Genomic DNA, 25,608 nt, shown 5'->3' with positions numbered 1-25,608 from the left:
ACAGTACAAGATAAGAAACTAAGGAATCGCTATGCAACGTAAATCTCTGGATGTCTGGGTCGGTCTGTTCATCGTCGTCGGCGTCGCCGCGCTGATGTTTCTTGCGCTGAAGGCCGGCAACATGGGTTCCATGTCGTTCGGCAAGGTGTATCCGATTACCGCCAAGTTCGACAACATCGGCAGCCTGCGCCCGCAAGCGGCCGTCAAGGCGGCCGGCGTGGTGGTAGGCCGTGTGGGAGAGATCAAGTTTGATGACAAGAGTTACCAGGCACTGGTAACCTTGAACATGGAAGAAGGCTACAAATTTCCCAAAGACAGTTCGGCCAAGATCCTGACCGCCGGCCTGCTGGGCGAACAATACGTGGGCATCGAAGCCGGCGGCGACACCAATAACTTGGCCGCCGGCGACAAGATCGCCCGTACTCAGTCTGCCGCCGTACTGGAAGACCTGATCAATCAATTCATCTACAGCAAAGCTGCAGAGGGAAAGGACAGTAAATGACGTACCGTACTCCGAAATCTCTCCGCAGCGCCGCCTTGGCGCTGGGCGTCACCGTGCTGCTGGCCGGTTGCGCCGGCCCGAACCCGCGCGACCCTTACGAGGGTTTCAACCGCGCCATGTTCAGCTTCAACGATACGGTCGACACCTACGCGCTCAAGCCGGCAGCCACGGCCTACCGCAACGTGCTGCCGAACTTCGTGCAGACCGGCGTCAACAATTTCTTCGGCAACCTGGCCGACGCCTGGACCGGCGTCAACAACCTGCTGCAAGGCAAGGGTGAGGCCGGCATGTCGGACGTCACCCGCTTCGCGCTCAATTCCACGCTGGGCATCGTCGGCCTGTTCGACATCGCTTCGGAAGCCGGCCTGCAAAAACACAAGGAAGACTTCGGCCAGACGCTGGGCACCTGGGGCGTGCCGTCCGGTCCCTACCTGATGCTGCCGCTGCTGGGCCCATCGACCGTGCGCGACACGGTGGCCTTGCCGCTGGACTTCAAGGGCGACATCTGGGCCTACAAGGAGCCGATCTATATCCGTAATTCCGGTGCCGCGCTGCGCGTTGTCGACCAACGTGCTAACCTGCTCAACGCGACCAGTTTGCTGGAAGACGCCGCGCTGGACCGTTACGAATTCATCCGCGACGGTTTCCTGCAACGCCGCGAAAGCCAGATCCATCCTGACGGCGACGACGCTCCACGCAAGTCGAAGAAGGATGATTCGGCCGACATCGACGCCAAACCGGTCACTGCGCCAGTCGCCCCTGCACAAAGTTCCACCCCCGTGTCATCCGAATCGGCGCCAAAGGAGTTAAACTCTGGCGCACCGGCTGCGACTGCTGTCAGCCCGTGACCCCGAAGAACCACACAAAGGTAACGACAACATGAAATTGATTAAACAACTTATCGCTTTAGCAACCATCGCGCTGGCCGCCAACGCCCACGCGGCCACCGCGCCGTCCAACGAAGCGCCGGACGTGCTGGTCAAGCGCATCAGCCAGGACGTGATCGAGACGGCCAAGGCCGACAAGGCCATCCAGTCCGGCGACCAGAAGAAAGTGCTCGACTTGGTGGAAAGCAAGATCCTGCCCTACGTCGATTCGCAGCGCATGACCTCGCTGGCGGCCGGCCGCTTCTGGCGCGACGCCACGCCCGAGCAGCAAAAAGCGCTGTCGGACCAGTTCCGCACGCTGCTGATCTACACCTACTCCGGCGCGCTGTCGCAGATTAAGAACGAAACCATCGAATTCAAGCCGATGCGTTCCGATCCGACCGATAATGAAGTGGAAGTGCGTTCGCAGGTCAACGTCACCCGCGGCGAACCGATCCCGCTGAACTACCGCGTGGCCAAGACCCCGTCGGGCTGGAAGATCTACGACATCAATGTGCTGGGCGCATGGCTGGTCGAGACCTACAAAGGCACGTTCGCCTCCGAAATCAGCAAGGGCGGCATCGACGGCCTGATCAAGACGCTGACGGAAAAGAACAAGTCGCTGGCCAACAAACCCCTGAAAACCGTCGCTAAGTAAGCCACAACGAAGCCACAACGAAGCCATAACGCCATGTCTACCGCCGTTTCCGAAGCCACCGACAACTTGCAGTCGCTCACGACCCTGACCGTGCTCAACGCCTCCGCGGCGCTGGAGCGCGGCCTGGCGGCCCTCAAGGCCGGCCAGACCGTGTTCGACCTGCGTCATGTGTTGACGGTGGATTCGGTGGCGGTGTCGGTCATGCTGGCGTGGCAACGCGCCGCCCAGGATGCCGGCGTCAAGCTGGAACTGAAAAACCTGCCGCCGGCGCTGCAAAGCCTGACCAAGCTGTACGGCGTGTGCTCGCTGCTGTTCCCGCCAGAAGTCAAGCTGGACCAGGACAGCGCCGCCGCGCGCAACCCCGCCCAAGACGAATTCGCCCCGGTTAATGCGCCGGAGTCATTCTTCACCAAAAAGACCGGTCTCGCCGACGACCCGGCCTCGCACCACCATCATTGACCCCCGCCCCGCCCCCCGCTGTCCCGTCGTACCCCTGGTAAATAGCCAGTCCGGCTCTGCCGATCCGAATTTCCAATATAATTGAACGTTGCCGCTGCCTGAGAGCCGCGGCGCCCGCAGCATCTTCCGCCACGTTTAGGCCACACAGCGCCGGCTCGCGCCGCCGCACCTTACAGATAAGTCAAGCATGACAGCGATCCAAATAAGTAATGTCGAGAAGCGCTACAAGTCGCTCCAGGCACTGGGCGGCGTGTCCCTTTCGATCGAAGAGGGCGAGTTTTTCGGCCTGCTGGGCCCCAACGGCGCGGGCAAGACCACCCTGATTTCCATCATCGCGGGCCTGATCCGTCCCGACGCCGGCAAGGTCACCATCCATGGCCACGACGTCACCGGCGATTTCCGCGCCGCCCGCAAGAAGCTGGGCGTGGTGCCGCAGGAACTGGTGTTCGACCCCTTCTTCACGGTGCGCGAGACGCTGCGCCTGCAGTCGGGCTACTTCGGCCTGCCGAACAACGACGCCTGGATCGATGAGGTGATGCACAACCTCGACCTGACCAACAAGGCCGACGTCAACATGCGCGCCCTGTCCGGCGGCATGAAGCGCCGCGTGCTGGTGGCGCAGGCGCTGGTGCACAAGCCGCCCGTGATCGTGCTCGACGAGCCGACCGCCGGCGTCGACGTCGAACTGCGCCAGACGCTGTGGAAGTTCATCTCGCGCCTGAACCGCGAAGGCCACACCGTGGTGCTGACCACCCACTACCTGGAAGAGGCGCAAGCCATGTGCAAGCGCGTGGCCATGCTCAAGAGCGGCAAGGTGGTCGCGCTGGACACGATGGCGTCGCTGATACGCCGCATCTCCGGCTCGCAGCTGACCGTGAACCTGAGCAGCGGCGACCTGCCGCAAGACCTGCGCCACCTGGTCACGCACCCGGAGCAGTCGGAGCACGGCAAGAAGTACAGCCTGCGCATCAACGAATACGCCGAAGTCGAAACCATCCTGGCGCGCCTGCGCGAGTCCGGCGCCGTGATCGACGAAATGCAATTGCAACAAGCTGACCTGGAAGACATCTTCTTGCAGATCATGGATAAGGGCACCGTATGAACTTCATCTCCACCGGCTTCCGCACCCTGGTCTACAAGGAGACGCTGCGCTTCTGGAAGGTCGCCACGCAAACCGTCGCCGCGCCCATCCTGACCGCGATGCTGTACCTGCTGATCTTCGGCCACGTGCTCGAAGGCCGCGTCACCGTGTACGCGGACGTCAGCTACACCGCCTTCCTGATTCCCGGCCTGGTGATGATGAGCGTGTTGCAGAACTCCTTCGCCAACTCGTCGTCGTCGCTGATCCAGTCCAAGATCACCGGCAACCTGGTGTTCGTGCTGCTCACGCCTTTGTCGCACTGGGAGATCTTTTCGGCCTACGTGATCGCCGCCATGGTGCGCGGCATCGTGGTCGGCTTCGGCGTGTTCGTGGTGACGGCGTGGTTCGCCCACCTGTCGTTCACGGCGCCGTTGTGGATCGTGGTGTTCGCGCTGCTGGGCGCCGCCATCCTCGGCACCATGGGCCTGATCGCCGGCATCTGGGCCGAGAAATTCGACCAGCTGGCCGCGTTCCAGAACTTCCTGATCATGCCGCTGACCTTCCTGTCCGGCGTGTTCTACTCCATCCATTCGCTGCCGCCGTTCTGGCTGACGATCTCGCACCTGAACCCGTTCTTCTACATGATCGACGGCTTCCGCTACGGTTTCTTCGGCCAGTCGGACGTCAACCCGCTGGTCAGCGTGAGCATCGTCTCCGCCTTCCTCGTCGTGTTGGCACTGCTGGCGATTCGTTTGCTGCGCAGCGGCTATCGGTTACGCCACTAAGGCGTCATTAATTCCAAGGACTTCATCATGACCACAACTCCAGAACTGATCCACGGCTACCTGAGCGCCGGCCTCGAATGCACCCACCTCGAAGTGGAGGGCGACGGCCAGCACTTCCAGGCTGTCATCGTCTCGCCGGCCTTCGTCGGCAAGCGTTTGATCCAGCGCCACCAGATCGTGTACGCCGCGCTGGGCGACCGCATGCGCGAGGAAATCCACGCGCTGTCGATGAAAACCCTCACCCCTGACGAATACCAAGGATAAGCAAGCATGGACAAGCTCCTCATACAAGGCGGCAACCGCCTGAACGGCGACATCAACATCTCCGGCGCGAAGAACGCGGCGCTGCCTATCCTGTGCGCCGGCTTGCTGACGTCGGGCGATGTCGAACTGTCCAACGTGCCGCACCTGCACGACGTGGCGACCATTCTCAAGCTGCTGGGCCAGACCGGCCTCAAAGTGGCGCAGGACGGCGACAAGGTCACGCTCAACGGCAGCGCCATCGACAAGCTGGAAGCCCCGTATGAGCTGGTGAAAACCATGCGCGCCTCGATCCTGGTGCTCGGTCCTCTGTTGGCGCGCTTCGGCGAAGCCAAGGTCTCGTTGCCGGGCGGCTGCGCCATCGGCTCGCGTCCGGTGGACCAGCACATCAAGGGCCTGCAGGCGCTGGGCGCCGACATCACCGTCGAAGGCGGCTACATCTACGCCAAGTGCAAAAAGCTCAAGGGCGCGCGCATCGTCACCGACATGATCACCGTCACCGGCACCGAGAACCTGCTGATGGCCGCCACGCTGGCCGAAGGCGAGACCGTGCTGGAAAACGCCGCCTGCGAACCTGAAGTGACCGACCTGGCCAACCTGCTGGTGGCGATGGGTGCGAAGATCGAAGGCATCGGCACCAACCGCCTTGTTATTCAAGGCGTGGCCGAACTGCACGGCGCCAAGCACGCTGTCATCTCCGACCGTATCGAAGCGGCGACCTTCCTGTGCGCGGTGGCTGCCACCGGCGGCGACATCACCATCCGCAACACCCGCGTCGATATCATGGATGCCGCGCTGGACAAGCTGCGCGAGATCGGCCTGCAAATGACCATCGGCGACAACTGGATCCGCGCGCAGATGGACAAGCGTCCGACGCCCGTGACCTTCCGCACCACCGAATACCCGGGCTTCCCGACCGACATGCAGGCGCAGTTCATGGCGGTGAACACCATCGCCGACGGCGCCAGCCGCGTGACCGAGACGATTTTCGAAAACCGCTTCATGCACGTGCAGGAGATGAACCGCCTGGGCGCGTCGATCGAGACCGACGGCAACACCGCCTTCATCAAAGGCGTCGAGCAGCTGGTGGGCGCGCCCGTGATGGCGACCGACCTGCGCGCCTCGGCATCGCTGGTGATCGCGGCGCTGACCGCGCGCGGCGAAACGCTGATCGACCGCATCTATCACCTCGATCGCGGCTACGACCAGATGGAAGTGAAACTGTCCGCAGTCGGCGCCAACATTCAACGGATCAAATAGGATCAAATAATCATGAGCGCATTCCAGGCCAACTCGCAGCTGATCCTCGCGCTGTCGAAGGGACGTATTTTCGAGGACACCCTGCCGCTGCTGGAAGCGGCCGGCATCACCGTCACCGAAAATCCGGAGACCTCGCGCAAGCTGATCCTGTCGACCAACGATCCCGACGTCCGCGTCATCATCGTGCGCGCCACCGACGTGCCGACCTATGTGCAGCACGGCGCGGCGGACTTCGGCGTGGCCGGCAAGGACGTGCTGCTGGAGCACGGCGGCGAGGGCCTGTACCAGCCTATCGATTTGAACATCGCGGCCTGCCGCATGTCGGTCGCGGTGCGCAACGGTTTCGACTACGAGACCGCCGTGCGCCAGGGCGCGCGCCTGCGCGTGGCCACCAAGTTCGTCGAGACGGCGCGCGAGCACTTCGCCAAGAAGGGCGTGCACGTCGACCTGATCAAGCTGTACGGCTCGATGGAACTGGCGCCGTTGGTCGGCCTGTCGGACGCCATCGTCGACGTGGTCAGCACCGGCAACACGCTGCGCGCCAACGACCTGAAGGAAGTCGAAGCGATCATGGACATCTCGTCGCGCCTGATCGTCAACCAGGCCGCCCTGAAGCTCAAGCGCGCGCGCCTGCAACCGATTATCGAAGCATTCGAACGCGCCTCTAAAAAGTAAATCATCATGTCGATTCAAATTACCAAGCTCGATTCCACCCAAGCCGATTTCAAAAAGTCCCTGGATGCCCTGCTGGCATTTGAAGCGAGCACCGATGAAGCGATCGAACGCGCCGTCGGCGGCATCCTGGCCGACGTCAAGGCGCGCGGCGACGCCGCCGTGCTGGAATACACCAACCGCTTCGACCGCATTCCGAACGGCGGCGCCTCCAGCATGGCCGCCTTCGATATTCCCGAAGCCGAACTGCAAGCCGCGCTGGCCGCGATTCCGGCAGCGCAGCGCGATGCACTGCACGTCGCCGCGCAACGCATCCGCGTATTCCACGAGCGCCAGAAGCAGGAACTGAACGGCTTCACCTACACCGAAGCCGACGGCACGGTGCTGGGCCAGAAAGTCACGCCGCTGGACCGCGTGGGCATCTACGTCCCCGGCGGCAAGGCCGCCTATCCATCGTCGGTGCTGATGAACGCGATTCCCGCGCACGTCGCCGGCGTACAGGAAATCATCATGGTGGTGCCGACGCCGGACGGCGTGAAGAACCAGATGGTGCTGGCCGCCGCCGCGATTGCCGGCGTCACCCGCGTCATCACCATCGGCGGCGCGCAGGCTGTCGCCGCGCTGGCGCACGGCACCGAGACCATCGCACCGGTCGACAAGATCGTCGGCCCCGGCAACGCCTACGTGGCTGCCGCCAAGCGCCGCGTATTCGGCATCGTCGGCATCGACATGATCGCCGGCCCTTCCGAAATCCTGATCGTCTGCGACGGCACCACCGATCCCGACTGGGTCGCGATGGACCTGTTCTCGCAGGCCGAGCACGACGAGCTGGCGCAAGCCATCCTGCTGTGCCCCGACGCCGACTACATCGCCAAGGTGGAAGCGAGCATAGAAAAATTACTGCCCCAGATGCCCCGCCAGGAAACGATCCGCACCTCGCTGACCGACCGCGGCGCCCTGGTGAAAGTGCGCGACATGGCCGAAGCCTGCGCCATCGCCAACAGCATCGCCGCCGAACATCTGGAAATCTCGGCCGAGAACCCGCAGCAGTGGGCCGACCAGATCCGCCACGCCGGCGCCATGTTCCTCGGCCGTTATTCGTCCGAATCGCTGGGCGACTACTGCTGTGGCCCGAACCACGTGCTGCCGACGTCGCGCACCGCGCGTTTCTCGTCGCCGCTGGGCGTGTACGATTTCCAGAAACGCTCGTCGATCATCCACGTCAGCGAAGCCGGCGCGCAAACGCTGGGCAAGGTCGCGGCCGAACTGGCCTACGGCGAAGGTCTGCAGGCCCACGCCCGCAGCGCGGAGCTGCGCCTCAAATGAGTGAAGCATGGATCAATCAGGTCTTCTGTGAGGATGCGCTGACCGGCCTGGCGCGCATCCCGGACGGTTCCATCGACCTGATTTTGACCGACCCGCCGTACAACCTGGGCAAGGACTACGGCAACGACTCCGATTCGCAAACGGTGGAAGAGTACCTGCGCTGGACCGAGCAATGGATCGACGCCGCGCTGCCGAAGCTGAAACCCAACGGCAGCCTGTACATCTTCCTGACCTGGCGCTTTTCGCCGGAGATCTTCGTGCTGCTGAAAAAGCGCATGACGATGATGAACGAGATTATCTGGGACCGCCGTGTGCCGTCGATGGGCGGCAGCGTGCGCAGCTACTCGTCGGTGCACGACACCATCGGCTTCTTCGTGCGCCGCAAGGATTACTACTTCGACCTGGACTCGGTGCGCATTCCGTACGACGCCGAAACCAAGAAGGCCCGTTCGCGTTCGATCTTCATCGGCGCCAAATGGCTGGAAGTGGGCTACAACCCCAAGGATTTGTGGAGCGTGTCGCGCCTGCACCGGGAGCATCCCGAGCGTGCCGACCATCCGACGCAGAAGCCGCTGGAGATCATCGAGCGCATGCTCAAGGCCTCGTGCCCGCCGGACGGCGTGGTGCTGGACCTGTTCATGGGCAGCGGCACGACGGCGATCGCCGCCAAGCGCTGTGGCCGCAATTTCGTCGGCTTCGAACTGAATCCCGATTACTGCGCCATCATCGCAGAACGACTCGCCATGCCGGAGGTGCCCGCACCGCCGGAGAAGAAGAAAAAATCCGCTGTTAAACGAAGTTTAGTCAACTCATAGGAGCCTTAGTAAGATGTCTTCCATCGACACCCTGGTCAACACCACCATCCGCTCCGACGTGCGCGCCATCCATGGCTACCACGTCGCCGACGCGAGTGGTTATATCAAACTGGATGCGATGGAGAACCCTTACCACCTTCCGCATCACCTGCGCGAGGAGCTGGCCCGCCGCCTGGTGGACGTGACGCTGAACCGCTATCCGGTGGCGTCCTACGCCACCATCAAGCAAAGCGTGTGCGCCAAACTGGGCGTCCCGGCCGGCTACGACGTCATGCTGGGCAACGGCTCCGACGAACTGATCTCGATCCTGTGCATGGGCTGCGCGCTGCAGGACCGCCGCGCCGTGGTGCTGGCGCCGACGCCGTCGTTCGTCATGTACCAGCGCTCGGCGCAATTCGCCGGCATGGATTACGTCGGCGTGCCGCTCAAGGCCGACCTGACGCTGGATATGCCGGCCATGCTGGCGGCGATCAAGCAGCACAAGCCGTCGCTGGTGTTCCTGTCCTATCCAAACAACCCGACCGGCAACCTGTTCGCCGAGGACGATATCGTCGCCATCATCAAGGCGCTGGACGGTTTCGGGCTGGCGGTAGTCGACGAAGCCTACGAGCCGTTCGCGCAACAGACCTTCATGCACCGCCTGCCGGAATTTAACAATCTCGTGGTCATGCGCACCGTATCGAAGCTCGGCCTGGCCGGCATCCGCCTCGGCTACATGTCGGCGGCGCCGCAATTGCTGGCGGAGTTCGACAAAGTGCGGCCTCCTTACAACATCAACGTGTTGACGCAGGCAGCGGCCGAATTCGCGCTCGACCACGTGGAGGTGCTGAACCAGCAGGCCACCGCTTTGCGCGCCGCACGCGCCGATCTGACGGCTGCATTGGCCGCTATGCCCGGCGTCGAGGTCTTCCCCTCGGCGGCGAATTTTATCTTGATACGGGTGCCAAATTCCGACGATGCCTACGCGAAACTGCTGTCCCGCAAGGTATTAGTCAAAAATGTAGGTAAAATGCACGATGTGCTGGCCAATTGTTTGCGTATCACGGTCAGTACCCCGGAAGAGAATTCCACCTTCCTCGATGCGTTCGCCGCATCGCTGGCATCCTAACGTTATAGCCATCGCCATCGCGAGCCCTTCATGAACCGCACCGCAGAAATCATCCGCAACACCAACGAGACGCAAGTCCGCGTTTCCATCAACCTTGACGGCACCGGCCAGCAAAAGCTGAACACCGGCGTGCCCTTCCTGGACCACATGCTGGACCAGATCGCCCGTCACGGCCTGTTCGACCTGGACGTGGAAGCGACCGGCGACATCCATATCGACAACCACCACACGGTGGAAGACGTCGGCATCACGCTGGGCATGGCCGTGGCCAAGGCCATCGGCGACCGCAAGGGCATCGTCCGCTACGGCCACTCGTACGTGCCGCTGGACGAGGCGCTGTCGCGCGTGGTGCTGGATTTCTCCGGCCGTCCAGGCATCGAGTACCACATTCCGTTCACGCGCGCGATGATCGGCACCTTCGACGTCGACCTGACCCTGGAATTCTTCCGCGGTTTCGTCAACCACGCGCTGGTCACGCTGCACATCGATAACCTGCGCGGCACCAACGCCCACCATCAATGCGAAACCGTGTTCAAGGCCTTCGGCCGCGCGCTGCGCATGGCGTCCGAGCTGGACCCGCGCGCCGCCGGCACCATCCCGTCGACCAAGGGCAGTCTGTAACGAGTTTGCACACCACACATCATGAAAAAAATCGTAGTAGTTGATTACGGCATGGGTAATCTGCGCTCGGTCGCGCAGGCGCTGCGCGCCGTCGCGCCCGAAGCCAATGTGCTCATTTCCGGCGAAGTGGCCGACATCGAAAGCGCCGACCGCATCGTGCTGCCCGGCCAGGGCGCCATGCCGGACTGCATGCGCAGCCTGCGCGAATCCGGCGTACAGGAAGCATTGCTGGTGGCCGCCAAAACCAAGCCGTTGATGGGCGTGTGCATCGGCGAGCAGATGCTGTTCGACGTCAGCGAGGAAGGCGATGCCGCCGGCCTCGGTCTGTTGCCGGGCAAGGTGGTACGCTTCCAGCTGGACGGCCAGATCCAGGAAGACGGCTCGCGTTTCAAGGTGCCGCAAATGGGCTGGAACCAAGTCCACCAAAACGCGTCTCACCCGATGTGGCAGGACATTGCCGACAACAGTTATTTCTATTTCGTGCACAGCTATTTCGCCCAGCCTGAGCGGACCGAGCACACCGTCGGACAAACTGTCTACGGTGCGGCGTTCAGTTGCGCCGTCGCCCGTGATAATATTTTTGCTACCCAGTTCCACCCGGAGAAAAGCGCCGCGGCCGGATTGCAGTTGTACAAAAATTTCGTTCACTGGAACCCTTGATTTCATTTACCCCTTAAATCTACTGAAACCATCATGCTGCTCATTCCTGCCATCGACCTCAAAGACGGTCACTGCGTTCGCTTGAAACAAGGCGATATGGAACTCGCCACCGTATTTTCCGAAGACCCGGCCGACATGGCCCTGCATTGGCTCAAGCAAGGCGCGCGCCGCCTGCACCTGGTCGACCTGAACGGCGCCTTCGCCGGCAAGCCGAAGAACGAAGGCGCGGTCAAGGCCATCCTGAAAGTGGTGCAGGAGTACGCCGAAGAAAACGACCTGGATGAAATCCCCGTGCAGCTGGGCGGCGGCATCCGCGACCTCGACACCATCGAGCGCTACCTGGACGCTGGCATCAGCTACGTCATCATCGGCACCGCCGCGGTCAAAGAGCCGGGCTTCCTGCATGACGCCTGCGGCGCCTTCCCCGGCCACATCATCGTCGGCCTGGACGCCAAGGACGGCAAGGTCGCCACCGACGGCTGGAGCAAGATGTCCGGCCACGAAGTGATCGACCTGGCCAAGAAGTTCGAAGCCTACGGCGTCGAATCGATCATCTACACCGACATCGGCCGCGACGGCATGATGGGCGGCGTGAACATCGAGGCCACCGTCAAGCTGGCGCAGGCGGTCAAGATCCCGGTCATCGCCTCGGGCGGCCTGCACAACCTGGGCGACGTCGAAGCGCTGTGCGCTGTCCAGGACGAAGGCATCGAAGGCGTGATCTGCGGCCGTTCGATTTACGAAGGCACCATCGACCTGGCTTCGGCCCAGTTGCGCGCGGATGAACTGAGCGGCGACCTGGAAGTCGACTCGGAAGAAAACTAAAGTTAAATACCATGCTCGCTAAACGCATCATCCCCTGCCTGGACGTGACCAATGGCCGCGTCGTCAAAGGCGTCAACTTCACCGAGCTGCGCGACGCCGGCGACCCGGTGGAAATCGCCCGCCGCTACGACGAGCAGGGCGCCGACGAACTGACCTTCCTCGACATCACCGCCACCAGCGACAACCGCGGCCTGATCCTGGACATCATCGAAGCCGTCGCTTCGCAAGTGTTCATCCCGCTGACGGTGGGCGGCGGCGTGCGCGAAGTGGCCGATGTGCGCCGCCTGCTCAACGCCGGCGCCGACAAGGTCAGCATGAACTCGTCGGCGGTGTCGAATCCGCAGCTGGTGTTCGACGCCTCGCAAAAGCACGGCTCGCAGTGCATCGTGGTGGCGATCGACGCCAAGCAGATCGCGCCGGGCAAGTGGGAAGTGTTCACCCACGGCGGCCGCAAGGCCACCGGCATCGACGCCATCGAATGGGCCAGGAAAATGGAACAGCTGGGCGCCGGCGAAATCCTGCTGACCAGCATGGACCGCGACGGCACCAAGTCCGGCTTCGACCTGGGCCTGACGCGCGGCGTGTCCGACGCGGTCGGCATCCCGGTGATCGCCTCGGGCGGCGTCGGCGGCCTGCAGGACCTGGCCGACGGCATCAAGCTGGGCAAGGCCGACGCGGTGCTGGCGGCCAGTATCTTCCACTACGGCCAGCACACCGTGCAGGAAGCCAAGCGCTTCATGGCGCAGCAGGGCATTCCGATGCGCCTGGCGTAGTTTCATAACAGTTGGGAAAGTAAGATGTCGATCACCGCAAGCGCCTTGGCCAAGGCTAAATGGCTGAAGAAAATCCAGTGGGACGAGCACGGCCTGGTGCCGGTCATCGCCCAGGAAGCGGGCAGCAACGATGTGTTGATGTTCGCCTGGATGAACCGCGACGCGCTGGCCAAAACGGTCGAGCTGGGCGAGGCCGTCTACTGGAGCCGCTCGCGCAAGAAGCTGTGGCACAAGGGCGAGGAGTCCGGCCACGTGCAGAAGGTGCTGGAAATCCGCCTCGACTGCGACGAAGACGTGGTGCTTCTGAAGATCGAGCAGGCCGGTGGCATCGCCTGCCATACCGGCCGCCATTCCTGCTTCTTCCAGAAGTTCGAAGGCGACGCGCTGGAAGGCGACTGGCAGAACACCGAGCCGGTGCTGAAAGACCCGTCGGAAATCTACACCCCCGCCACCGTGGCGAAAACCAAAGCAAAGAAATCGACATGAGCACTATCCTGGACCGCCTGGCCGACATCATCGAGTCGCGCAAACTGGCCAACGGGGGCGATCCCGCGACGTCCTACACGTCCAAGCTGTTCGCCAAGGGCGACGACGCCATCCTGAAGAAGATCGGCGAGGAAGCCACCGAAACCGTCATGGCCGCCAAGGATGCGCGCGCCGGCGGCGACAGCGGCAAGGTGCTGTACGAGGTGGCCGACCTGTGGTTCCATACGCTGGTGCTGCTGGCCCAGTTCGACCTCAAGCCGCAGCAGGTGCTCGACGAGCTGGCGCGCCGCGAGGGCGTCTCCGGCATCGACGAAAAAGCCGCCCGCAAGGAATAATCCCCCCATTTACGGAGTCGTTGTGGAAAATTGCCTGTTTTGCAAAATAGCCGAAAAGAAAATCCCCTCAGCCATCGTCTACGAAGATGAAGACCTGCTGGCCTTCAAGGACATCAACCCGGCCGCGCCGGTGCATTTGCTGCTGATCCCGAAGAAACATTTCTCGACCTTGTCGGATTGCAGCGCCAACGAAGCGCCGCTGCTGGGCAAGATGCTGGCGCTGGCCCCCCGTCTGGCAGAGGAAGCCGGCTGTGGCGTGGGCTATGATGCGGACGGTTCGCCGACCGGCGGTTACAAGACGCTGATTAACAGTGGTCCCAACGGCGGCCAGGAGGTGTACCATTTACATCTGCACGTGATCGGCGGCCCGCACCCCTGGCGCGGACAACGCTAAGCGCAATGGCGTTATATCGATAGCCGCATGACATCTACATGACAGGCTGCGGTTCGCTTATACTGTCGCAGCAGTTCTCGAATCAACGGATAATTTGGGCGCATGCGCCTTGCAAGGGGAATATGATGGGTTCATTCAGTATTTGGCATTGGTTGATCGTCCTGGTAATTGTGATGCTGGTTTTCGGCACCAAAAAACTGGGCAATATGGGTTCGGACATCGGCAAGGCCGTTAAAGGCTTCAAGGATGGCGTCAAGGGCGACGACGACAAGCCGGCCGCGCCAGCCGCTCCCGGCACCATCGACGTCGACGCTAAAGAGAAGAAGTAAGCTGGGGGAGCTGCGCTCCCTTCGGGCTGAAACACCCTTATGATCGATCTCGGTCTTACCAAACTTGCTGTGATCGGCGTGGTTGCGCTGATCGTCATCGGTCCTGAAAAGCTGCCCAAGGTGGCGCGCATGGCCGGGACCTTGTACGGCCGCGCCCAGCGCTACCTGAACGAAGTCAAATCCGAAGTCTCGCGCGAAATCGAACTGGAAGAGTTGAAAAACCTCCAGAAGGAAGTGCAGGCGGCGGCCGAGAGCGTGAAGGCGGACGTCGAAAGTTCGATGTCGCAGCACGCGGCCGAGGTGGAAAACGCCTGGCACGACACGCCGACCATCCACACGCCGAGCATCAGTCACGTCACCACCGACGACCTGTCGCGCAAGGCGCGCGAGTTCCGCCGCAAGAAGCTGGTGCGCAATTCGGCCATCCCCGGCTGGTACAAGCAGCGTCACGGCGGCAAGATGCACGTGACCTCCGGCGCCGCGCGCGTGGCGCGCTTCCGCCCCGGCAGCAACTCCTCTTCTTCGTTCTACTAAATGACTACACCTGAAAAGGGCGAAGAGACCTTTATCTCTCACCTGATCGAATTGCGCGACCGCTTGGTCAAGGCGTCGATCGGGATTGCGATTGTTTGCATCGCGCTGATGATCTGGCCCGGTCCGTCGCAGATCTACGACTTCATCGCGCGGCCGATGATCGCCTCGCTGCCGGTCGGCTCGAAGATGATCGCCACCGGCGTGATCTCGCCGTTCCTGGTGCCGATGAAGGTGACGCTGGTCATTTCCATCATCCTGTCGCTGCCTTGGGTGCTGTACCAGCTGTGGGCCTTCGTGGCGCCGGGGTTGTACGCGCATGAAAAGCGCCTGATCGCGCCGTTGGTGATTTCGTCGTCGGTGCTGTTCATGGCCGGCGTGGCGTTCTGCTACTTCCTGGTGTTCGGACGCGTGTTCCAGTTCATCTCCGAGTTTTCGCCCCATTCGATCGCGGTGACGCCGGATATCGAGAACTACCTGGATTTCGTCATGTCGATGTGCCTGGCGTTCGGCGCCACCTTCGAGGTGCCGGTGGTGGTGGTGATTTTGGTGCGTATGGGGTTGGTCAGCGTGGCCAAGCTGAAAGAGATACGGCCTTACGCCATCGTGGGTGCCTTCGTGATCGCCGCGATCGTCACGCCGCCTGATGCGGTCAGCATGTTCTCGCTGGCGGTTCCGATGTGCCTGCTGTTCGAACTGGGCCTGCTGGTCGCGCCGATGTTCGTGCGCATGTCGACGGCGCCGGAAGAGAAGGCCTGACGTCAGGAAAACAGCTTCACTAGTGTGACTACGTGCAGCACCAAGGACAGCCCGGTCAGCATGTAAAGCGTGTTGAACCTGGCATTCATGTGTTCTTTCAACGCGTCGATCTGCGCTTGCATATCGCTGCGCAGTATCTCTATCCGAGCGATGACATCCGTTTTCAGCAATAGCAGATCACCGGGCGTAACAGTGGACTCGGCCAACGCGTCGCGCAAGGCTAGTGACTGGGCCTCGGCTTGCTGCTGAGGCAGCCCTGCTTCCTCAAGTTTTCTGGCGTATGAAAGAGTGTCGAATTTAATAGGCATGTTCATGACCGCTCCCTGATTTAATCGTAGCAGAAACCGGCCCGAATGCGAGCCGGTTCACTAGCGTATCGAATCAATGGATGAGTCGTTTGCGCGCACTCAAGTGCGCGTAAACGCCTGCGGCTCTACTGCGTCATCAAGCCCTTGATCACCCGCACCGGCGCGCTGCCGTAGCTCAGGAATTGCTCATGGAATTCCTTCAGATTGAACTTGGCGCCCAGCTGCTGCTTGCGCTGCTCGCGCAATTCCATGATCTCGCTGTAGCCGCTGAAATAGCTGGTCAGCTGCACCGACGACACCTGCACCCGATGCCATTTCTCCACCGCCTCGCTGCGCGTCTGGAAGGCCTGGCGCGTCAGCAGGTCGATCGCCTGTTCCTCGGTCATGCCCAGCACGTGCACGCTGTAATCGAGGATGGTGTTGGTCACGCTGCGCAGGTTCCACTTCGAATACATCAGCCACATCTCCGGCGCGTTGTCGCCGTAGCCGGACTCCAGCATCATGCGCTCGCCGTACACCGCCCAGCCCTCCACCATCGCGCCGTTGCCGAAGATGGATTTGACGATAGACGGCGACTTGTTCGCATACACCAGCTGCGCATAGTGGCCCGGTATCGCCTCATGAATATTCAGGATCTGCAAGATCCAGTAGTTGTACTCGCGCAGGCTGCTCTCGGCCGCTTCCGGCGTCGCGCCGTCGAGCGGCGTCACGTTGTAGTAGGTGCGGTCCTGCGGACGATACGGCCCCGGCGCATCGATGCTGGCGCCCGCCACGCCGGCCTGGTAGGCAGGCGTCGCGCGCACTTCCAGCTGCTTCTTCGGATCCAGCGTCAGCAGGTTGTGGCTGATCACCCAGTCCTGCAGCACCGGCACCTGGCGGCGGATCTCGGCGAAGAAATCCTCGCGCTTGACATGGCGTTCGGACAGCTTGTCGATCACCATGCCGATCTTGGCAAAGCGGTCGGCCGGCTTGGCGGTGGAACCCATGGTCTTGTCCCACAGCTCGTCGGAGATGCGGTCCATATTGGCCAGCAGCTCTTCGCGCGCGGCCAGCGCCTTCTGGTAGGTTTGCTCGGCGGTGCTGCCTGACTGGATGTCGAAGGCGAACTTCTGTTCGTACAGCTCCTTACCCAGACGGAAGGTACGGCGGCCGCTGGTGTCCATCTGCTTGTCCATCTCGGTCAGGAAGGCCACATAGCCGTCGACCGCCGTCAGCGCCGCGTTGACGCGCTTCGTGAACAGCTGCTTCTCCACCGGCGTCAGGATCGACGCCTGCGCCGCCTTGTCCACCTCGGTCAGCAAGGTCTGCACGCCGGGCGCCTGCGCGATCGCCAGGCGCGTGTGCTCACGCGTTGGATTGACGATGTTGGCGCGCGCCGCCTCGTAGTAGGCCGGGATGCCGGCAATGCGCTTGAGCAGGGTGCGCAGGCGCTGCGGCTGGGCCGCGTATTCGGTGTTCAGGATCAGGTCGATCGGGCCGGCCACGTTGTAGCTGGCCGGATTCCACTCGTATTCCTTCAGGGTGGTCAGGCGGAAGCGGTCGCTGTCGAGCTTGTTGATCAGCAGCGCCAGGTCGGTGCGCTGCTTGGCCGACAGCTGGCTGGCGTTGATCGCGCCGAAACGCTGCTTCCATTCGTCGATGAAGGCCAGCTCCTTGGCTTGCCCGGCCTTGTCGGGGATGGACAGCGTGGCGGCGGTGTCGTACTTGCCGGCGTAGATCGCGCTTTCCGAATCGATGCGCCACAGCGCGTTGAGGAACTGACTGCTCTGGCCGTCGAAGGAGCGGTCCTGGCGGCGCTCCGGCGTGCCGGAAGGCTTCAGCGACGGCGCGGCGACGGCGGCCACTGCGGCGGTGGCGGCGACGGCTTTTGCCTTGCCGTGCTTGCTGCTACCTTTGCTGCTGCTTTTACTGCTGCCTTTGCTGCTGGCTTTGGCGCTCTTGCCGGACTTGCCGCTTTTCGCGTGGGCCGTGTGGCTGCTGCTCTTGGCCGAGGTATGAGTTGTCTTGTGGTGCGTGGTGGCGCCGGCTGGTGCGACGGCGAGCGTCGTCATCAATACAGCCAGTGCGATATTTGTCTTGATCATCTTGAACAGCCTTGTCGATAAAGTGGCCCGGCGTACCGGGCCGAAGCGGAGGAGATTATCACTAATCCGCCGGTTTGAGCACATCCGGTTTGTAACCGGACGTCTACTTTCGCATTCCTTCTTGCAGCATGTTCAACATCTCGGAGGCCGACATGCGGCCCGACACATCGCTGCCCTCGAGCAGGCTGTCGGCCAGGTCGCGCTTGTGCTGGTGCAGGTCGACGATGCCTTCCTCGATGGTGTGGCGCGCCACCAGCCGGTAGATGGTGACCGGCCGCAGTTGGCCCATGCGGTGCGCGCGGTCCGAGGCCTGGTCTTCCACCGCCGGATTCCACCACGGGTCCATGTGGATCACGTAGTCGGCCGCGGTCAGGTTGATGCCGACGCCGCCCGCCTTCAGGCTGATGAGGAACACATCGCCCTCGCCGGCCTGGAACAGGTCGACCCGCTTCTTGCGCTCGGCCATGGGCGTCGAGCCGTCCAGGTATTGATAGCCGATGTTGTTGGCGTCCAGGTGGGCGCGGATCAGCGACAGGTGGTCGACGAACTGGCTGAACACCAGCACCTTGTGGCGGTTTTCCAGCAGCCCTTCCAGCAAGTGCGCGAAGGCCGCCAGCTTGCTGCTGGCCAGGCCCAGCTCCGGCGCCACCAGGTTCGGGTTGCAGCAGGCGCGCCGCAGCCGCATGATCTCGGCCAGGATCTGGATCGACTTCTTCTCGGCCGGACCTTCGACGGCGGCCAGGTTTTCCAGCGCGGCGCGGCGCAGCGATTCGTACAGCGCCGTCTCGTCCGCAGACAGGTCGACCTCCATCGTGATCTCGGTGCGCGACGGCAGTTCGGTCAGCACCTGCGCCTTGGTCCGGCGCAGCATGAAGGGCTGGATCAAGCGCCGCAGGCGGTTGCGCGCGCCCACTTCGGCGCGATGGTCCTGCGGTTTTTCGATCGGCGCCGCGAAGCGCAGGTTGAATTGCTCGATGCTGCCCAGCAGGCCTGGATTGATGAAGCGGAACAGGTTCCACAGCTCGCCCAGATGGTTCTCCAGCGGCGTGCCGGTGGCGATCATGCGGAAGTCGCCCTTAAGCGCCATCACGGCCTGCGAGCGCTTGGTGGCGCCGTTCTTGATCGCCTGCGCTTCGTCCAGCACGATGGTGTTCCACTGCACGCCGGCGAACAGCGCGGATTCCAGTTGCAGCAGGCCGTAGCTGGTCACCACCAGGTCGTAGGGCTGCAAGGTGGACATGGTCTCGGCGCGGTCGCCGGGGCCGAACAGCTTCACGTTCAGGGTCGGCGCAAAGCGCGCGGCTTCGCTGATCCAGTTCATGCAGACGGAGGTCGGCGCCACCACCAGGGTCGGGCCTTGCGGTGCGCGCGACAGGATCAGCGCCAGCGCCTGCAGCGTTTTGCCCAGGCCCATATCGTCAGCCAGGCAGGCGCCCACGCCCCAGCTGGCGAGGCGCGACAGCCAGTTGAAGCCTTCCAGCTGGTAGTCGCGCAGTTCCGCCTGCAGCGTGGTTGGCAGCTGCGGCACGAAGGCCGCCTGCGCTTCCATGCGCGCCAGGTGTTCCTTCCACAGCTTGTCCGATTTCAGGCCGCCGATATCGTCGGCCAGCTCCTCCAGCGCGAACGACGCCAGCGGATGCACGCGCACGCCGTCCTCGGTGATCTCGCCGTAGACCGACACTTCCATCAGCCGGCGGTGCAGCTCCTCGGTCAGCGCCAGGTAGCGGTTCTCGCCCAGTTCCACGAAGCGGCTCTGGCTCTTCTGCATCAGCTCCAGCAGCGTTTTCAGATCCATGACCTTGCCTTCGTCGATCTGCAATTCGCCACTGGCCGCGAACCAGTCCTTGTTGCTCTTGATGGCCAGGCGCAGCTGCTTGGTCTCCACCTTGGCGGTCACGCGGAAGCTTTCGCCTTCCGGCCAGGCCAGCACGATGGTGTCCGGGTTCATCTCCTGCAGTTCCACCAGCAGTTGCAGGCACAGCGCCGGTTGGCCCAGCAGCCATTCGCCGTGTTCCTGTTCGGCCGATTCCAGCACCGGGCACTTGGCGATCAGTTCGCGCTCGGCGTCGCGTTCGTCGATCAGCTTGCGGCGCGCCTGCACCGGCTTGCCGTTGACGTCGGCGATCACGCTGTCCGCACCGGCGCCGGGCGCGTAGTAGGCGCCGTTGGCCAGCGGACGTACCAGCACCTGCATCTTCAGGCCGTGCTGGTAGGGCAGCAGGTGCAGGTGCAGCCGCATGTCGGCCTCCACCTGTTCCATGTCCGGCGCGGCGCCGCCGATTTCCGACTGCACCGTCACCAGCGACGAGATGGAGCTGATCGCATGCAGCACCTGCTGCTCCGCGTGGGCCGGCACGTTCAAGCCGTCGCCGACGATGGCGGCGATGCGGCGGTGCTCGTCGAGGATGGTGACCACGCGCAGGCGGGTCGGCGTCTCCTTGCTGACGATGACAGAGGAACTGTCGTCCGGGATCGGCGGTTGCAGGCGCAGTTCCAGGTTGCCGGGGCTTTTCTTGATCAGCAGCTCAGGTTCGCCAGCCAGCATTTCCACGCGCGTATCCGGCGCGTCGGCCCAGAACAGCAGCGGATGGCCGATCAGCGCCGATGCGGCGCGCTGCGGATCGATTTCGTAGGCCAGGCCGCTGGACTGGTAGCTGCGGTGCGCCACCGATATCGCCTCGGACGCGCGGATGTCCTGCGGCGTCAGGAAGTCGAATTGCTCTGCCTCGAAGCGCAGCCGTTTCAGGCCGACGGCGCGGCCCTTGCTCCACAGGCCGCGCGCATCGCGCTTCTGCTCCACCGGCGCGACGTCGGTCAGGCCGTGGCGGCTATCGTAGTTCAGCATCCACACCAGGCGCGTGCTGCCGGCGGCATCGGCGGTGGCGGGCTGCTGGAGATTGATCAGCGCCGTCAGCTGCCGCTGCCACGCTTCCTGGCGCTCGAACCACACGCTCAGGTCGGGATAGCCGAGGCGCGAGCGCAGCGCGTTGGCGTGGCGCTGCTGCTCGACGTCGCCCAGATGGCCCAGCAGGCAGGCGGCTTGCCCGGCGATGAACAGGTAGCCCGCGCGCTCGGCGTTCTGCGCCAGCTCCTGCAATTGCGCCTTGCGCTCGGACAGCTGCGGCAGCGACAACCAGAAATACAGCAGGCACTGGAACATCTGCGTTTGCAGGCTGTTGTCCCAAGCCAGCGCCGCAACGGCGTCGGTTTGCATGGTGCCCGCGCGGATCTGGCGCAGCATGTCGATTTGCTGATGCACGGCGGTGTCGTGATTCTGCGGCATGCGCACGGCGATTTCGAGATAAGCCTCGGCCGCCTTCAGGTGCTTGGCATCGCCGCTGCGCAGCATCGCCAGCAGGTACAGGTAGCCGGCCATGCCGGTGAACAGGTGCTTGCGTTTGCCGGTGTCGCGGCGCAGCGTCTTCAGCGCCGCGTCGAAGCCGACGATGGCCGCGCCGCTGGCGCCGCGCAGCAGCACCACCGCGCTGGCGAGGTACTGGCTTTGCGGGCCGGCGGTGCGCTCCAGGTAGCGCTTGGCGTCGTCCAGGCGGCCGCACAGCAGCGCATCCTCGGCCAGCGCCATGCGCAGTTCGGGGCTGATGTCGTCCTTGGCGGCCAGGCGGCGCTGCATGTGCTGCTCGCAGAATTCGCGGATCACCGGCACCGTGAGGAATTCATGCTGGGCGTTTTGCAGCAGCACCATCAGCACGTCGTCCTGCAGCAGCGGATGCACGCGCGCCAGCATGCCCGGCTCGAAGGGACGGCCGAAGATGTCGACGATGGGATGCAGCTGCGCCGCTTCGTAGCTGCCCAGGCAGAACGCCAGTATCGGCTGGATCTGCTGCGGCGCCAGGCCACGCAAAAGGCCCATGCGCAGGCGCGCCATGCCGGCGCGGTAGCTGCGCGGCTCGAAGCTGTTCCAGGTCTGGCGCATCGGCGTCAGCTCGTCGTAGGCGCTGCACAAGTCGTCCAGCGCGTGGGTGCCGATGGAGGCGCGCATCGCCGGCCAGCGCAGCTTGGGATTGCAGACGAAGCCCCGTCCCGTCACGATGCTGATGAAGGCCAGCCGTTCCAGCTTGCGCATCGATTCGTCCAGCGTGCCGACGCCGTAGGCATTGCCGTCCTTGTCCTCGATGCGGGCGTGGTTCAGGTGATCGAGGATGGCCGTGCGTCCCACCGGCTCGCCGATCAGGGCGAGCAGCGCCAGTATCATTTTTTCGTTGAATTCCAGCGCGTCAAATTCGGCGAGCAGCTTAGCGTCGGCCATGCGGGGTCAGTCTTTCAGGTTAACGATGTGTACCGGCGGCGTGGCCGCAGGATCGTGCAGGCCAAACATCCGTTGGTAGAAATACAGTTCCGCTTCCAAGGTGCGGACGATGTTCTCGCCCTTGCGGAAGCCGTGGCCTTCGCCTTCCAGCGGCACGTAGGCCACCGGCACGCCGCGCGCCTTCAGCGCATCGACCATCATTTCCGATTGCTGCGGGGGCACCACCTTGTCGTCCAGGCCCTGGAAAAAGATCATCGGGCGCGCCAGCTTGTCGGTGTGGTTGATCGGCGAGCGGGCCTGGTACAGCGCCTCGGCCTGAGGCTGCGGCGCGATCAGGTACTCATTGTAGTGCGATTCGAACTTGTGCGAGTCCTGGTCCAGCCCTTTGAGGTCGGACACGCCGTAGTAGCTGGCGCCCACCTTGAACACATTGTGGAAGGTCAGCGCGCACAGCGTGGTCAGGCCGCCGGCGCTGCCGCCGCGGATGATCAGGCGCTCGCCGTCGGCCAGCCCGCGCTCGACCAGCGCCTGAGCGCCGGCCACACAGTCCTCGACGTCGACGATGCCCCACTGGCCCTTGAGCAGGTCGCGGTAGGCGCGGCCGAAGCCGGTGCTGCCGCCGTAGTTCACGTCCAGCACGCCGAAGCCGCGGCTGGTCCAGTACTGGGTTTTCAGGTTCAGCGTGTTGACGGTCATGCCGGTCGGGCCGCCGTGGCTGATAACGATCACCGGCGGCTTGCTGCCTTCGGGCGCCGTCACGTCGCGGTTGCGCGGCGGGTAGAAGAAGGCGTGCGAGGTGCGGCCGTTGGCGCTGGCGTAGCTGATGCTGGCGGGGATGGACAGGTAGTCTTCCTCCGGCAGTTCTTCGATCGATTGCGCCAGGATCTCCACGCCCTCCTCGGTGAAGTCGATGCGCGCCAGTTCCATCGGGATGGTCGGGCCGCCGGCCAGCATGGCGATGTAGCCTTTGGCGACGCGCAGTTCGCGGATTTCCTCGTAGGGGTTGGCGATCGCTTCCAGCTTGCCGCTGCCCGGCAGCAGGCGCGCCAGGCGGCTCACGCCCTTGTCGATGTAAGTGCAGATGATTTCGGAGGCCGAGCGGAAGCCGTACATCGAGTTCCCGAAGGTCCAGTGCGGCGAGGCGAATTCCGCCTCCATCGGGCACAGGCCTTCGGTGCGATCGCGTTCGCGGCACAGGCGGTACAGGTTCCACCAGCCGCTGCGGTCGGAGACGAAGTGCAGCAGGCCGTCCGGCGACCATTCGGGCTGGCACACCGATTCCTCGGCGCCGCCGGCGATGCGCACCGGCGTGGCCAGCGCGCCGTCGTCGCCGATGTCGGCCAGCCACAGCGTGGTGCCCTGCCATGGCATGCGCGGATGGTCCCAGCTCAGCCAGGCCAGCGAGCGGCCGTCCGGCGACAGGCGCGGCGAGGAGTAGAAGTCGGCGCCTTGCGCCAGCACGGTCTCGCCGCCGTCGGCGTCGATGGCGCAGATGGTGTTGGACGGCTGGGCGTGGGCGTCGCCCGCGTCATCCCGATGCAGCTCGCGCACACCGATCAGGCGCCCGCGCGCGCGGTCCACCACGAAGTCGGCGAAGCGCTGCTTGCCGGCCCTGGTCATCGCCACGGGGACCGCGCCGTCGTCGGCTACATCAAGTTTGTAGACGACGTTGTCGGCAAAATGCGAAAAATAGATGGTATCGCCGTCCACCGTATAGGCGCCGCCGCCGTATTCGTGTACCCGGCTGCGCACATTGAAGGGGGCCGGCGTCAGTTCGCCGGTGGTCACGCCATGGTGGCGCAGCAGGGTGTTGCGGCCCGCTTCGGCGGCGCGTCCGGCCAGCCAGAAGATATCGCTGCCATCGGCGCCGCCCAGCATCAGCGTGGACAGGGGCGTGGCGCCGGCGGCCACGCGCGCGGCGCTGATGGTCGATGGCCAGGCGCCGTAGGGCGCGGTGATGGTGCTTGTTGTCGATCCAGCGGATGTCATGGCGTCTCCAAAGTCGGGTGCTACGCATGATAGAGAATGAACGGACTATCATCCAGCAAAAAAAATCCGCTCAGGATGCGATAATAGTCTTTTGACCGATTTCGATTGCCTTTCATGCCACAATTTGCCCCGCTCCAGAACGACACCTTCTTGCGCGCGTTGTTGCGCCAGCCGACCGACCACACGCCTGTGTGGCTGATGCGCCAGGCGGGGCGATACCTGCCGGAATACCGCGCCACGCGCGCCAAGGCCGGCTCCTTCATGGGCCTGGCCACCAATCCGGACTACGCCACCGAAGTCACCCTGCAGCCGCTGGACCGCTTCCCGCTGGACGCGGCCATCCTGTTCTCAGACATCCTGACGGTGCCGGACGCGATGGGCCTGGGCCTGTACTTCGTCGAAGGCGAAGGCCCGAAATTCGAGCGTCCGCTGAAAACCGAGGCCGACGTGCTGGCCCTGCGCGCGCCGGAACTGGGCTCGCTGGACTATGTGTTCAAGGCCGTGACCCAGATCCGCACCGAATTGAACGGCCGCGTGCCGCTGATCGGCTTCTCCGGCAGCCCGTGGACGCTGGCCTGCTACATGGTCGAAGGCCAGGGCTCGCGCGAGTTCCACACCATCAAGACGATGCTGTACAACCGCCCGGACCTGATGCACCACATCCTGTCCATCAACGCCAAGGCGGTGGCCGAGTACCTGAACGCCCAGATCGACGCCGGCGCCCAGGCGGTGATGGTGTTCGACTCGTGGGGCGGCGCGCTGGCGGACGGCGCCTACCAGGAGTTCTCGCTCAAATACATGCAGCAGGTTGTTTCCCTGCTGAAACGTGACAAAGACGGCGTCAAGATTCCTGCCATCGTCTTCACCAAGGGCGGCGGCCAGTGGATCGAGCAGATCGCCGACATCGGCGCCGACGCGGTCGGCCTGGACTGGACTGTCAACCTGACCCAGGCGCGCAAGCTGGTCGGCCACAAGGTCGGCCTGCAGGGCAACCTGGACCCGGCCATCCTGTTCGCCAGCCCGGAGCAGATCCGCGCCGAAGTGCACAAGGTACTCGACGCCTACGGCAAGCCGACCGACGGCAATGGCCATGTGTTCAACCTGGGCCACGGCATCTCCCAGTTCACCCCGCCGGAGAACGTCGCCGCGATGGTCGAAGCCGTTCACAGCTACAGCAAGGCCCAGCGCGCATCCTGATGTAATTTCCCAAAACCCCCATCAGCCTGAACGCGCTCAAGATCGCGCTCGGTGCGGATGGGGGTTTTTTCATTGGTGTTCACGACTCAGTAAAACCGACTTATGCACAATTTTTTTAACTGCGGAAATATTGGGCAGGGCTTTTTTGCTAGCCCGTGAGGATGTTGCAAGTCATTGATTATGAAGGATAAAATTTGTGGTCGAAGAGGCAATACATGGCAAGTCGTAAACCTTGACTGTGCGCTGAAACTAGTTTA

At 63.3% G+C, this 25,608-nt stretch carries 27 protein-coding genes; 23 read left to right on the top strand and 4 right to left on the bottom strand.

Going from position 1 to position 25,608, the window contains the following annotated elements; genetic code table 11:
- Nucleotides 1–31 precede the first annotated feature (31 nt).
- The 22 genes from mlaD (at nucleotide 32) to tatC (ending at nucleotide 15,506) form a co-directional block, all read left to right on the top strand.
- Nucleotides 32–502: an outer membrane lipid asymmetry maintenance protein MlaD gene (gene mlaD / locus RUGAMON1_RS14775; protein ID WP_070267829.1), complete on the top strand. Its 471-nt coding sequence runs from the start codon at nucleotides 32–34 to the stop codon at nucleotides 500–502.
- Nucleotides 499–1,350 (top strand): MlaA family lipoprotein, encoded by an 852-nt coding sequence (locus tag RUGAMON1_RS14770; protein WP_445231219.1) that lies wholly within the window; start codon nucleotides 499–501, stop codon nucleotides 1,348–1,350. Before mlaD ends, RUGAMON1_RS14770 begins: the two co-directional genes overlap by 4 nt.
- A 31-nt stretch (nucleotides 1,351–1,381) precedes the next feature.
- Nucleotides 1,382–2,026, top strand: coding sequence for an MlaC/ttg2D family ABC transporter substrate-binding protein (locus RUGAMON1_RS14765; protein WP_445231218.1), 645 nt, complete (start codon nucleotides 1,382–1,384; stop codon nucleotides 2,024–2,026).
- Nucleotides 2,027–2,059: 33 nt separating this feature from the next.
- The gene (locus RUGAMON1_RS14760; protein ID WP_445231217.1) at nucleotides 2,060–2,485 is read left to right on the top strand and encodes an STAS domain-containing protein; all 426 of its coding nucleotides are present in this window, start codon (nucleotides 2,060–2,062) and stop codon (nucleotides 2,483–2,485) included.
- Between the two features lie 187 nt (nucleotides 2,486–2,672).
- The gene (locus RUGAMON1_RS14755; protein WP_070358806.1) at nucleotides 2,673–3,587 is read left to right on the top strand and encodes an ABC transporter ATP-binding protein; all 915 of its coding nucleotides are present in this window, start codon (nucleotides 2,673–2,675) and stop codon (nucleotides 3,585–3,587) included.
- Complete coding sequence (locus RUGAMON1_RS14750) at nucleotides 3,584–4,351, top strand: ABC transporter permease (protein WP_445231216.1); 768 nt, start codon at nucleotides 3,584–3,586, stop codon at nucleotides 4,349–4,351. Before RUGAMON1_RS14755 ends, RUGAMON1_RS14750 begins: the two co-directional genes overlap by 4 nt.
- Before the next feature lie 27 nt (nucleotides 4,352–4,378).
- Complete coding sequence (locus RUGAMON1_RS14745; protein ID WP_008443072.1) at nucleotides 4,379–4,615, top strand: BolA family protein; 237 nt, start codon at nucleotides 4,379–4,381, stop codon at nucleotides 4,613–4,615.
- A 6-nt stretch (nucleotides 4,616–4,621) separates the two neighbouring features.
- Nucleotides 4,622–5,872 carry a UDP-N-acetylglucosamine 1-carboxyvinyltransferase gene (gene murA / locus RUGAMON1_RS14740; protein WP_445231215.1) on the top strand — a complete coding sequence of 417 codons (1,251 nt, stop codon included), beginning with the start codon at nucleotides 4,622–4,624 and terminating at the stop codon, nucleotides 5,870–5,872.
- Between the two features lie 12 nt (nucleotides 5,873–5,884).
- A complete protein-coding gene (hisG, locus tag RUGAMON1_RS14735) occupies nucleotides 5,885–6,547 on the top strand; it encodes an ATP phosphoribosyltransferase (RefSeq protein ID WP_008443069.1) in 663 nt (220 codons plus the stop codon).
- 6 nt (nucleotides 6,548–6,553) lie between these two features.
- Nucleotides 6,554–7,870: a histidinol dehydrogenase gene (hisD, locus tag RUGAMON1_RS14730; RefSeq protein WP_445231214.1), complete on the top strand. Its 1,317-nt coding sequence runs from the start codon at nucleotides 6,554–6,556 to the stop codon at nucleotides 7,868–7,870.
- Nucleotides 7,867–8,685, top strand: coding sequence for a DNA-methyltransferase (locus RUGAMON1_RS14725; RefSeq protein ID WP_332853871.1), 819 nt, complete (start codon nucleotides 7,867–7,869; stop codon nucleotides 8,683–8,685). Before hisD ends, RUGAMON1_RS14725 begins: the two co-directional genes overlap by 4 nt.
- 13 nt (nucleotides 8,686–8,698) lie before the next feature.
- Complete coding sequence (gene hisC, locus RUGAMON1_RS14720) at nucleotides 8,699–9,793, top strand: histidinol-phosphate transaminase (protein WP_445231213.1); 1,095 nt, start codon at nucleotides 8,699–8,701, stop codon at nucleotides 9,791–9,793.
- 30 nt (nucleotides 9,794–9,823) lie between these two features.
- Entirely contained in the window at nucleotides 9,824–10,414 is a 591-nt protein-coding gene (gene hisB / locus RUGAMON1_RS14715) for an imidazoleglycerol-phosphate dehydratase HisB (protein WP_008443061.1), read from the top strand.
- A gap of 21 nt (nucleotides 10,415–10,435) precedes the next feature.
- Nucleotides 10,436–11,074 carry an imidazole glycerol phosphate synthase subunit HisH gene (gene hisH / locus RUGAMON1_RS14710; protein ID WP_116991409.1) on the top strand — a complete coding sequence of 213 codons (639 nt, stop codon included), beginning with the start codon at nucleotides 10,436–10,438 and terminating at the stop codon, nucleotides 11,072–11,074.
- A 33-nt stretch (nucleotides 11,075–11,107) separates the two neighbouring features.
- The gene (gene hisA / locus RUGAMON1_RS14705; RefSeq protein ID WP_116991410.1) at nucleotides 11,108–11,899 is read left to right on the top strand and encodes a 1-(5-phosphoribosyl)-5-[(5-phosphoribosylamino)methylideneamino]imidazole-4-carboxamide isomerase; all 792 of its coding nucleotides are present in this window, start codon (nucleotides 11,108–11,110) and stop codon (nucleotides 11,897–11,899) included.
- Between the two features lie 11 nt (nucleotides 11,900–11,910).
- The gene (gene hisF, locus RUGAMON1_RS14700) at nucleotides 11,911–12,672 is read left to right on the top strand and encodes an imidazole glycerol phosphate synthase subunit HisF (RefSeq protein WP_332853874.1); all 762 of its coding nucleotides are present in this window, start codon (nucleotides 11,911–11,913) and stop codon (nucleotides 12,670–12,672) included.
- Between the two features lie 24 nt (nucleotides 12,673–12,696).
- The gene (hisI, locus tag RUGAMON1_RS14695; RefSeq protein ID WP_116991412.1) at nucleotides 12,697–13,158 is read left to right on the top strand and encodes a phosphoribosyl-AMP cyclohydrolase; all 462 of its coding nucleotides are present in this window, start codon (nucleotides 12,697–12,699) and stop codon (nucleotides 13,156–13,158) included.
- Nucleotides 13,155–13,493 (top strand): phosphoribosyl-ATP diphosphatase, encoded by a 339-nt coding sequence (locus tag RUGAMON1_RS14690; protein ID WP_116991413.1) that lies wholly within the window; start codon nucleotides 13,155–13,157, stop codon nucleotides 13,491–13,493. The genes hisI and RUGAMON1_RS14690 overlap by 4 nt, the downstream gene beginning before the upstream one ends.
- 22 nt (nucleotides 13,494–13,515) lie before the next feature.
- Nucleotides 13,516–13,887, top strand: a complete 372-nt coding sequence (locus RUGAMON1_RS14685; protein WP_176362069.1) for a histidine triad nucleotide-binding protein — start codon at nucleotides 13,516–13,518, stop codon at nucleotides 13,885–13,887.
- Nucleotides 13,888–14,012: 125 nt separating this feature from the next.
- A complete protein-coding gene (tatA, locus tag RUGAMON1_RS14680; RefSeq protein WP_026334731.1) occupies nucleotides 14,013–14,216 on the top strand; it encodes a Sec-independent protein translocase subunit TatA in 204 nt (67 codons plus the stop codon).
- A gap of 39 nt (nucleotides 14,217–14,255) precedes the next feature.
- On the top strand, nucleotides 14,256–14,750 hold the full coding sequence (tatB, locus tag RUGAMON1_RS14675) for a Sec-independent protein translocase protein TatB (protein ID WP_445231212.1): 495 nt from the start codon (nucleotides 14,256–14,258) through the stop codon (nucleotides 14,748–14,750).
- On the top strand, nucleotides 14,751–15,506 hold the full coding sequence (gene tatC, locus RUGAMON1_RS14670; protein WP_020703803.1) for a twin-arginine translocase subunit TatC: 756 nt from the start codon (nucleotides 14,751–14,753) through the stop codon (nucleotides 15,504–15,506). It abuts the gene before it with no gap.
- Between the two features lie 2 nt (nucleotides 15,507–15,508).
- On the opposite strand, the gene RUGAMON1_RS14665 is transcribed toward tatC, so the two are convergent.
- From RUGAMON1_RS14665 to RUGAMON1_RS14650, 4 genes are all read right to left on the bottom strand, one after another.
- On the bottom strand, nucleotides 15,509–15,820 hold the full coding sequence (locus RUGAMON1_RS14665; protein ID WP_445231211.1) for a CCDC90 family protein: 312 nt from the start codon (nucleotides 15,818–15,820) through the stop codon (nucleotides 15,509–15,511).
- Between the two features lie 119 nt (nucleotides 15,821–15,939).
- The gene (locus tag RUGAMON1_RS14660) at nucleotides 15,940–17,898 is read right to left on the bottom strand and encodes a DUF885 domain-containing protein (protein WP_445231210.1); all 1,959 of its coding nucleotides are present in this window, start codon (nucleotides 17,896–17,898) and stop codon (nucleotides 15,940–15,942) included.
- Between the two features lie 103 nt (nucleotides 17,899–18,001).
- Nucleotides 18,002–22,165 (bottom strand): DEAD/DEAH box helicase, encoded by a 4,164-nt coding sequence (locus tag RUGAMON1_RS14655; RefSeq protein ID WP_445231209.1) that lies wholly within the window; start codon nucleotides 22,163–22,165, stop codon nucleotides 18,002–18,004.
- A 6-nt stretch (nucleotides 22,166–22,171) separates the two neighbouring features.
- Nucleotides 22,172–24,154 (bottom strand): dipeptidyl-peptidase 5, encoded by a 1,983-nt coding sequence (locus RUGAMON1_RS14650; protein ID WP_445231208.1) that lies wholly within the window; start codon nucleotides 24,152–24,154, stop codon nucleotides 22,172–22,174.
- Nucleotides 24,155–24,268: 114 nt separating this feature from the next.
- On the opposite strand from RUGAMON1_RS14650, the gene hemE reads away from it, so the two are divergent.
- Nucleotides 24,269–25,351 carry a uroporphyrinogen decarboxylase gene (gene hemE, locus RUGAMON1_RS14645; protein ID WP_445231207.1) on the top strand — a complete coding sequence of 361 codons (1,083 nt, stop codon included), beginning with the start codon at nucleotides 24,269–24,271 and terminating at the stop codon, nucleotides 25,349–25,351.
- The last annotated feature ends 257 nt before the right edge of the window (nucleotides 25,352–25,608 follow it).

Source organism: Duganella rhizosphaerae (assembly GCF_040364205.1).
Classification (GTDB): Bacteria; Pseudomonadota; Gammaproteobacteria; order Burkholderiales; family Burkholderiaceae_D; genus Rugamonas; species Rugamonas rhizosphaerae.
The sequence above is the reverse complement of the archived record's forward strand: the minus strand, read 5'-3'. Positions and strand labels throughout refer to the sequence as shown.

Bases quoted from the DNA above. Each gene is read 5' to 3' on its own strand.
- RUGAMON1_RS14750 (WP_445231216.1), top strand. From the start codon at position 3,584: ATGAACTTCATCTCCACCGGCTTCCGCACCCTGGTCTACAAGGAGACG.
- RUGAMON1_RS14655 (WP_445231209.1), bottom strand. From the start codon at position 22,165: ATGGCCGACGCTAAGCTGCTCGCCGAATTTGACGCGCTGGAATTCAAC.
- hisI (WP_116991412.1), top strand. From the start codon at position 12,697: ATGTCGATCACCGCAAGCGCCTTGGCCAAGGCTAAATGGCTGAAGAAA.
- RUGAMON1_RS14660 (WP_445231210.1), bottom strand. From the start codon at position 17,898: ATGATCAAGACAAATATCGCACTGGCTGTATTGATGACGACGCTCGCC.
- murA (WP_445231215.1), top strand. From the start codon at position 4,622: ATGGACAAGCTCCTCATACAAGGCGGCAACCGCCTGAACGGCGACATC.
- tatC (WP_020703803.1), top strand. From the start codon at position 14,751: ATGACTACACCTGAAAAGGGCGAAGAGACCTTTATCTCTCACCTGATC.
- hisB (WP_008443061.1), top strand. From the start codon at position 9,824: ATGAACCGCACCGCAGAAATCATCCGCAACACCAACGAGACGCAAGTC.
- RUGAMON1_RS14725 (WP_332853871.1), top strand. From the start codon at position 7,867: ATGAGTGAAGCATGGATCAATCAGGTCTTCTGTGAGGATGCGCTGACC.
- hemE (WP_445231207.1), top strand. From the start codon at position 24,269: ATGCCACAATTTGCCCCGCTCCAGAACGACACCTTCTTGCGCGCGTTG.
- hisC (WP_445231213.1), top strand. From the start codon at position 8,699: ATGTCTTCCATCGACACCCTGGTCAACACCACCATCCGCTCCGACGTG.
- RUGAMON1_RS14665 (WP_445231211.1), bottom strand. From the start codon at position 15,820: ATGAACATGCCTATTAAATTCGACACTCTTTCATACGCCAGAAAACTT.
- mlaD (WP_070267829.1), top strand. From the start codon at position 32: ATGCAACGTAAATCTCTGGATGTCTGGGTCGGTCTGTTCATCGTCGTC.
- RUGAMON1_RS14765 (WP_445231218.1), top strand. From the start codon at position 1,382: ATGAAATTGATTAAACAACTTATCGCTTTAGCAACCATCGCGCTGGCC.
- tatA (WP_026334731.1), top strand. From the start codon at position 14,013: ATGGGTTCATTCAGTATTTGGCATTGGTTGATCGTCCTGGTAATTGTG.
- RUGAMON1_RS14650 (WP_445231208.1), bottom strand. From the start codon at position 24,154: ATGACATCCGCTGGATCGACAACAAGCACCATCACCGCGCCCTACGGC.
- hisG (WP_008443069.1), top strand. From the start codon at position 5,885: ATGAGCGCATTCCAGGCCAACTCGCAGCTGATCCTCGCGCTGTCGAAG.
- hisH (WP_116991409.1), top strand. From the start codon at position 10,436: ATGAAAAAAATCGTAGTAGTTGATTACGGCATGGGTAATCTGCGCTCG.
- tatB (WP_445231212.1), top strand. From the start codon at position 14,256: ATGATCGATCTCGGTCTTACCAAACTTGCTGTGATCGGCGTGGTTGCG.
- RUGAMON1_RS14770 (WP_445231219.1), top strand. From the start codon at position 499: ATGACGTACCGTACTCCGAAATCTCTCCGCAGCGCCGCCTTGGCGCTG.
- hisA (WP_116991410.1), top strand. From the start codon at position 11,108: ATGCTGCTCATTCCTGCCATCGACCTCAAAGACGGTCACTGCGTTCGC.
- RUGAMON1_RS14760 (WP_445231217.1), top strand. From the start codon at position 2,060: ATGTCTACCGCCGTTTCCGAAGCCACCGACAACTTGCAGTCGCTCACG.
- RUGAMON1_RS14755 (WP_070358806.1), top strand. From the start codon at position 2,673: ATGACAGCGATCCAAATAAGTAATGTCGAGAAGCGCTACAAGTCGCTC.
- RUGAMON1_RS14745 (WP_008443072.1), top strand. From the start codon at position 4,379: ATGACCACAACTCCAGAACTGATCCACGGCTACCTGAGCGCCGGCCTC.
- hisD (WP_445231214.1), top strand. From the start codon at position 6,554: ATGTCGATTCAAATTACCAAGCTCGATTCCACCCAAGCCGATTTCAAA.
- hisF (WP_332853874.1), top strand. From the start codon at position 11,911: ATGCTCGCTAAACGCATCATCCCCTGCCTGGACGTGACCAATGGCCGC.
- RUGAMON1_RS14690 (WP_116991413.1), top strand. From the start codon at position 13,155: ATGAGCACTATCCTGGACCGCCTGGCCGACATCATCGAGTCGCGCAAA.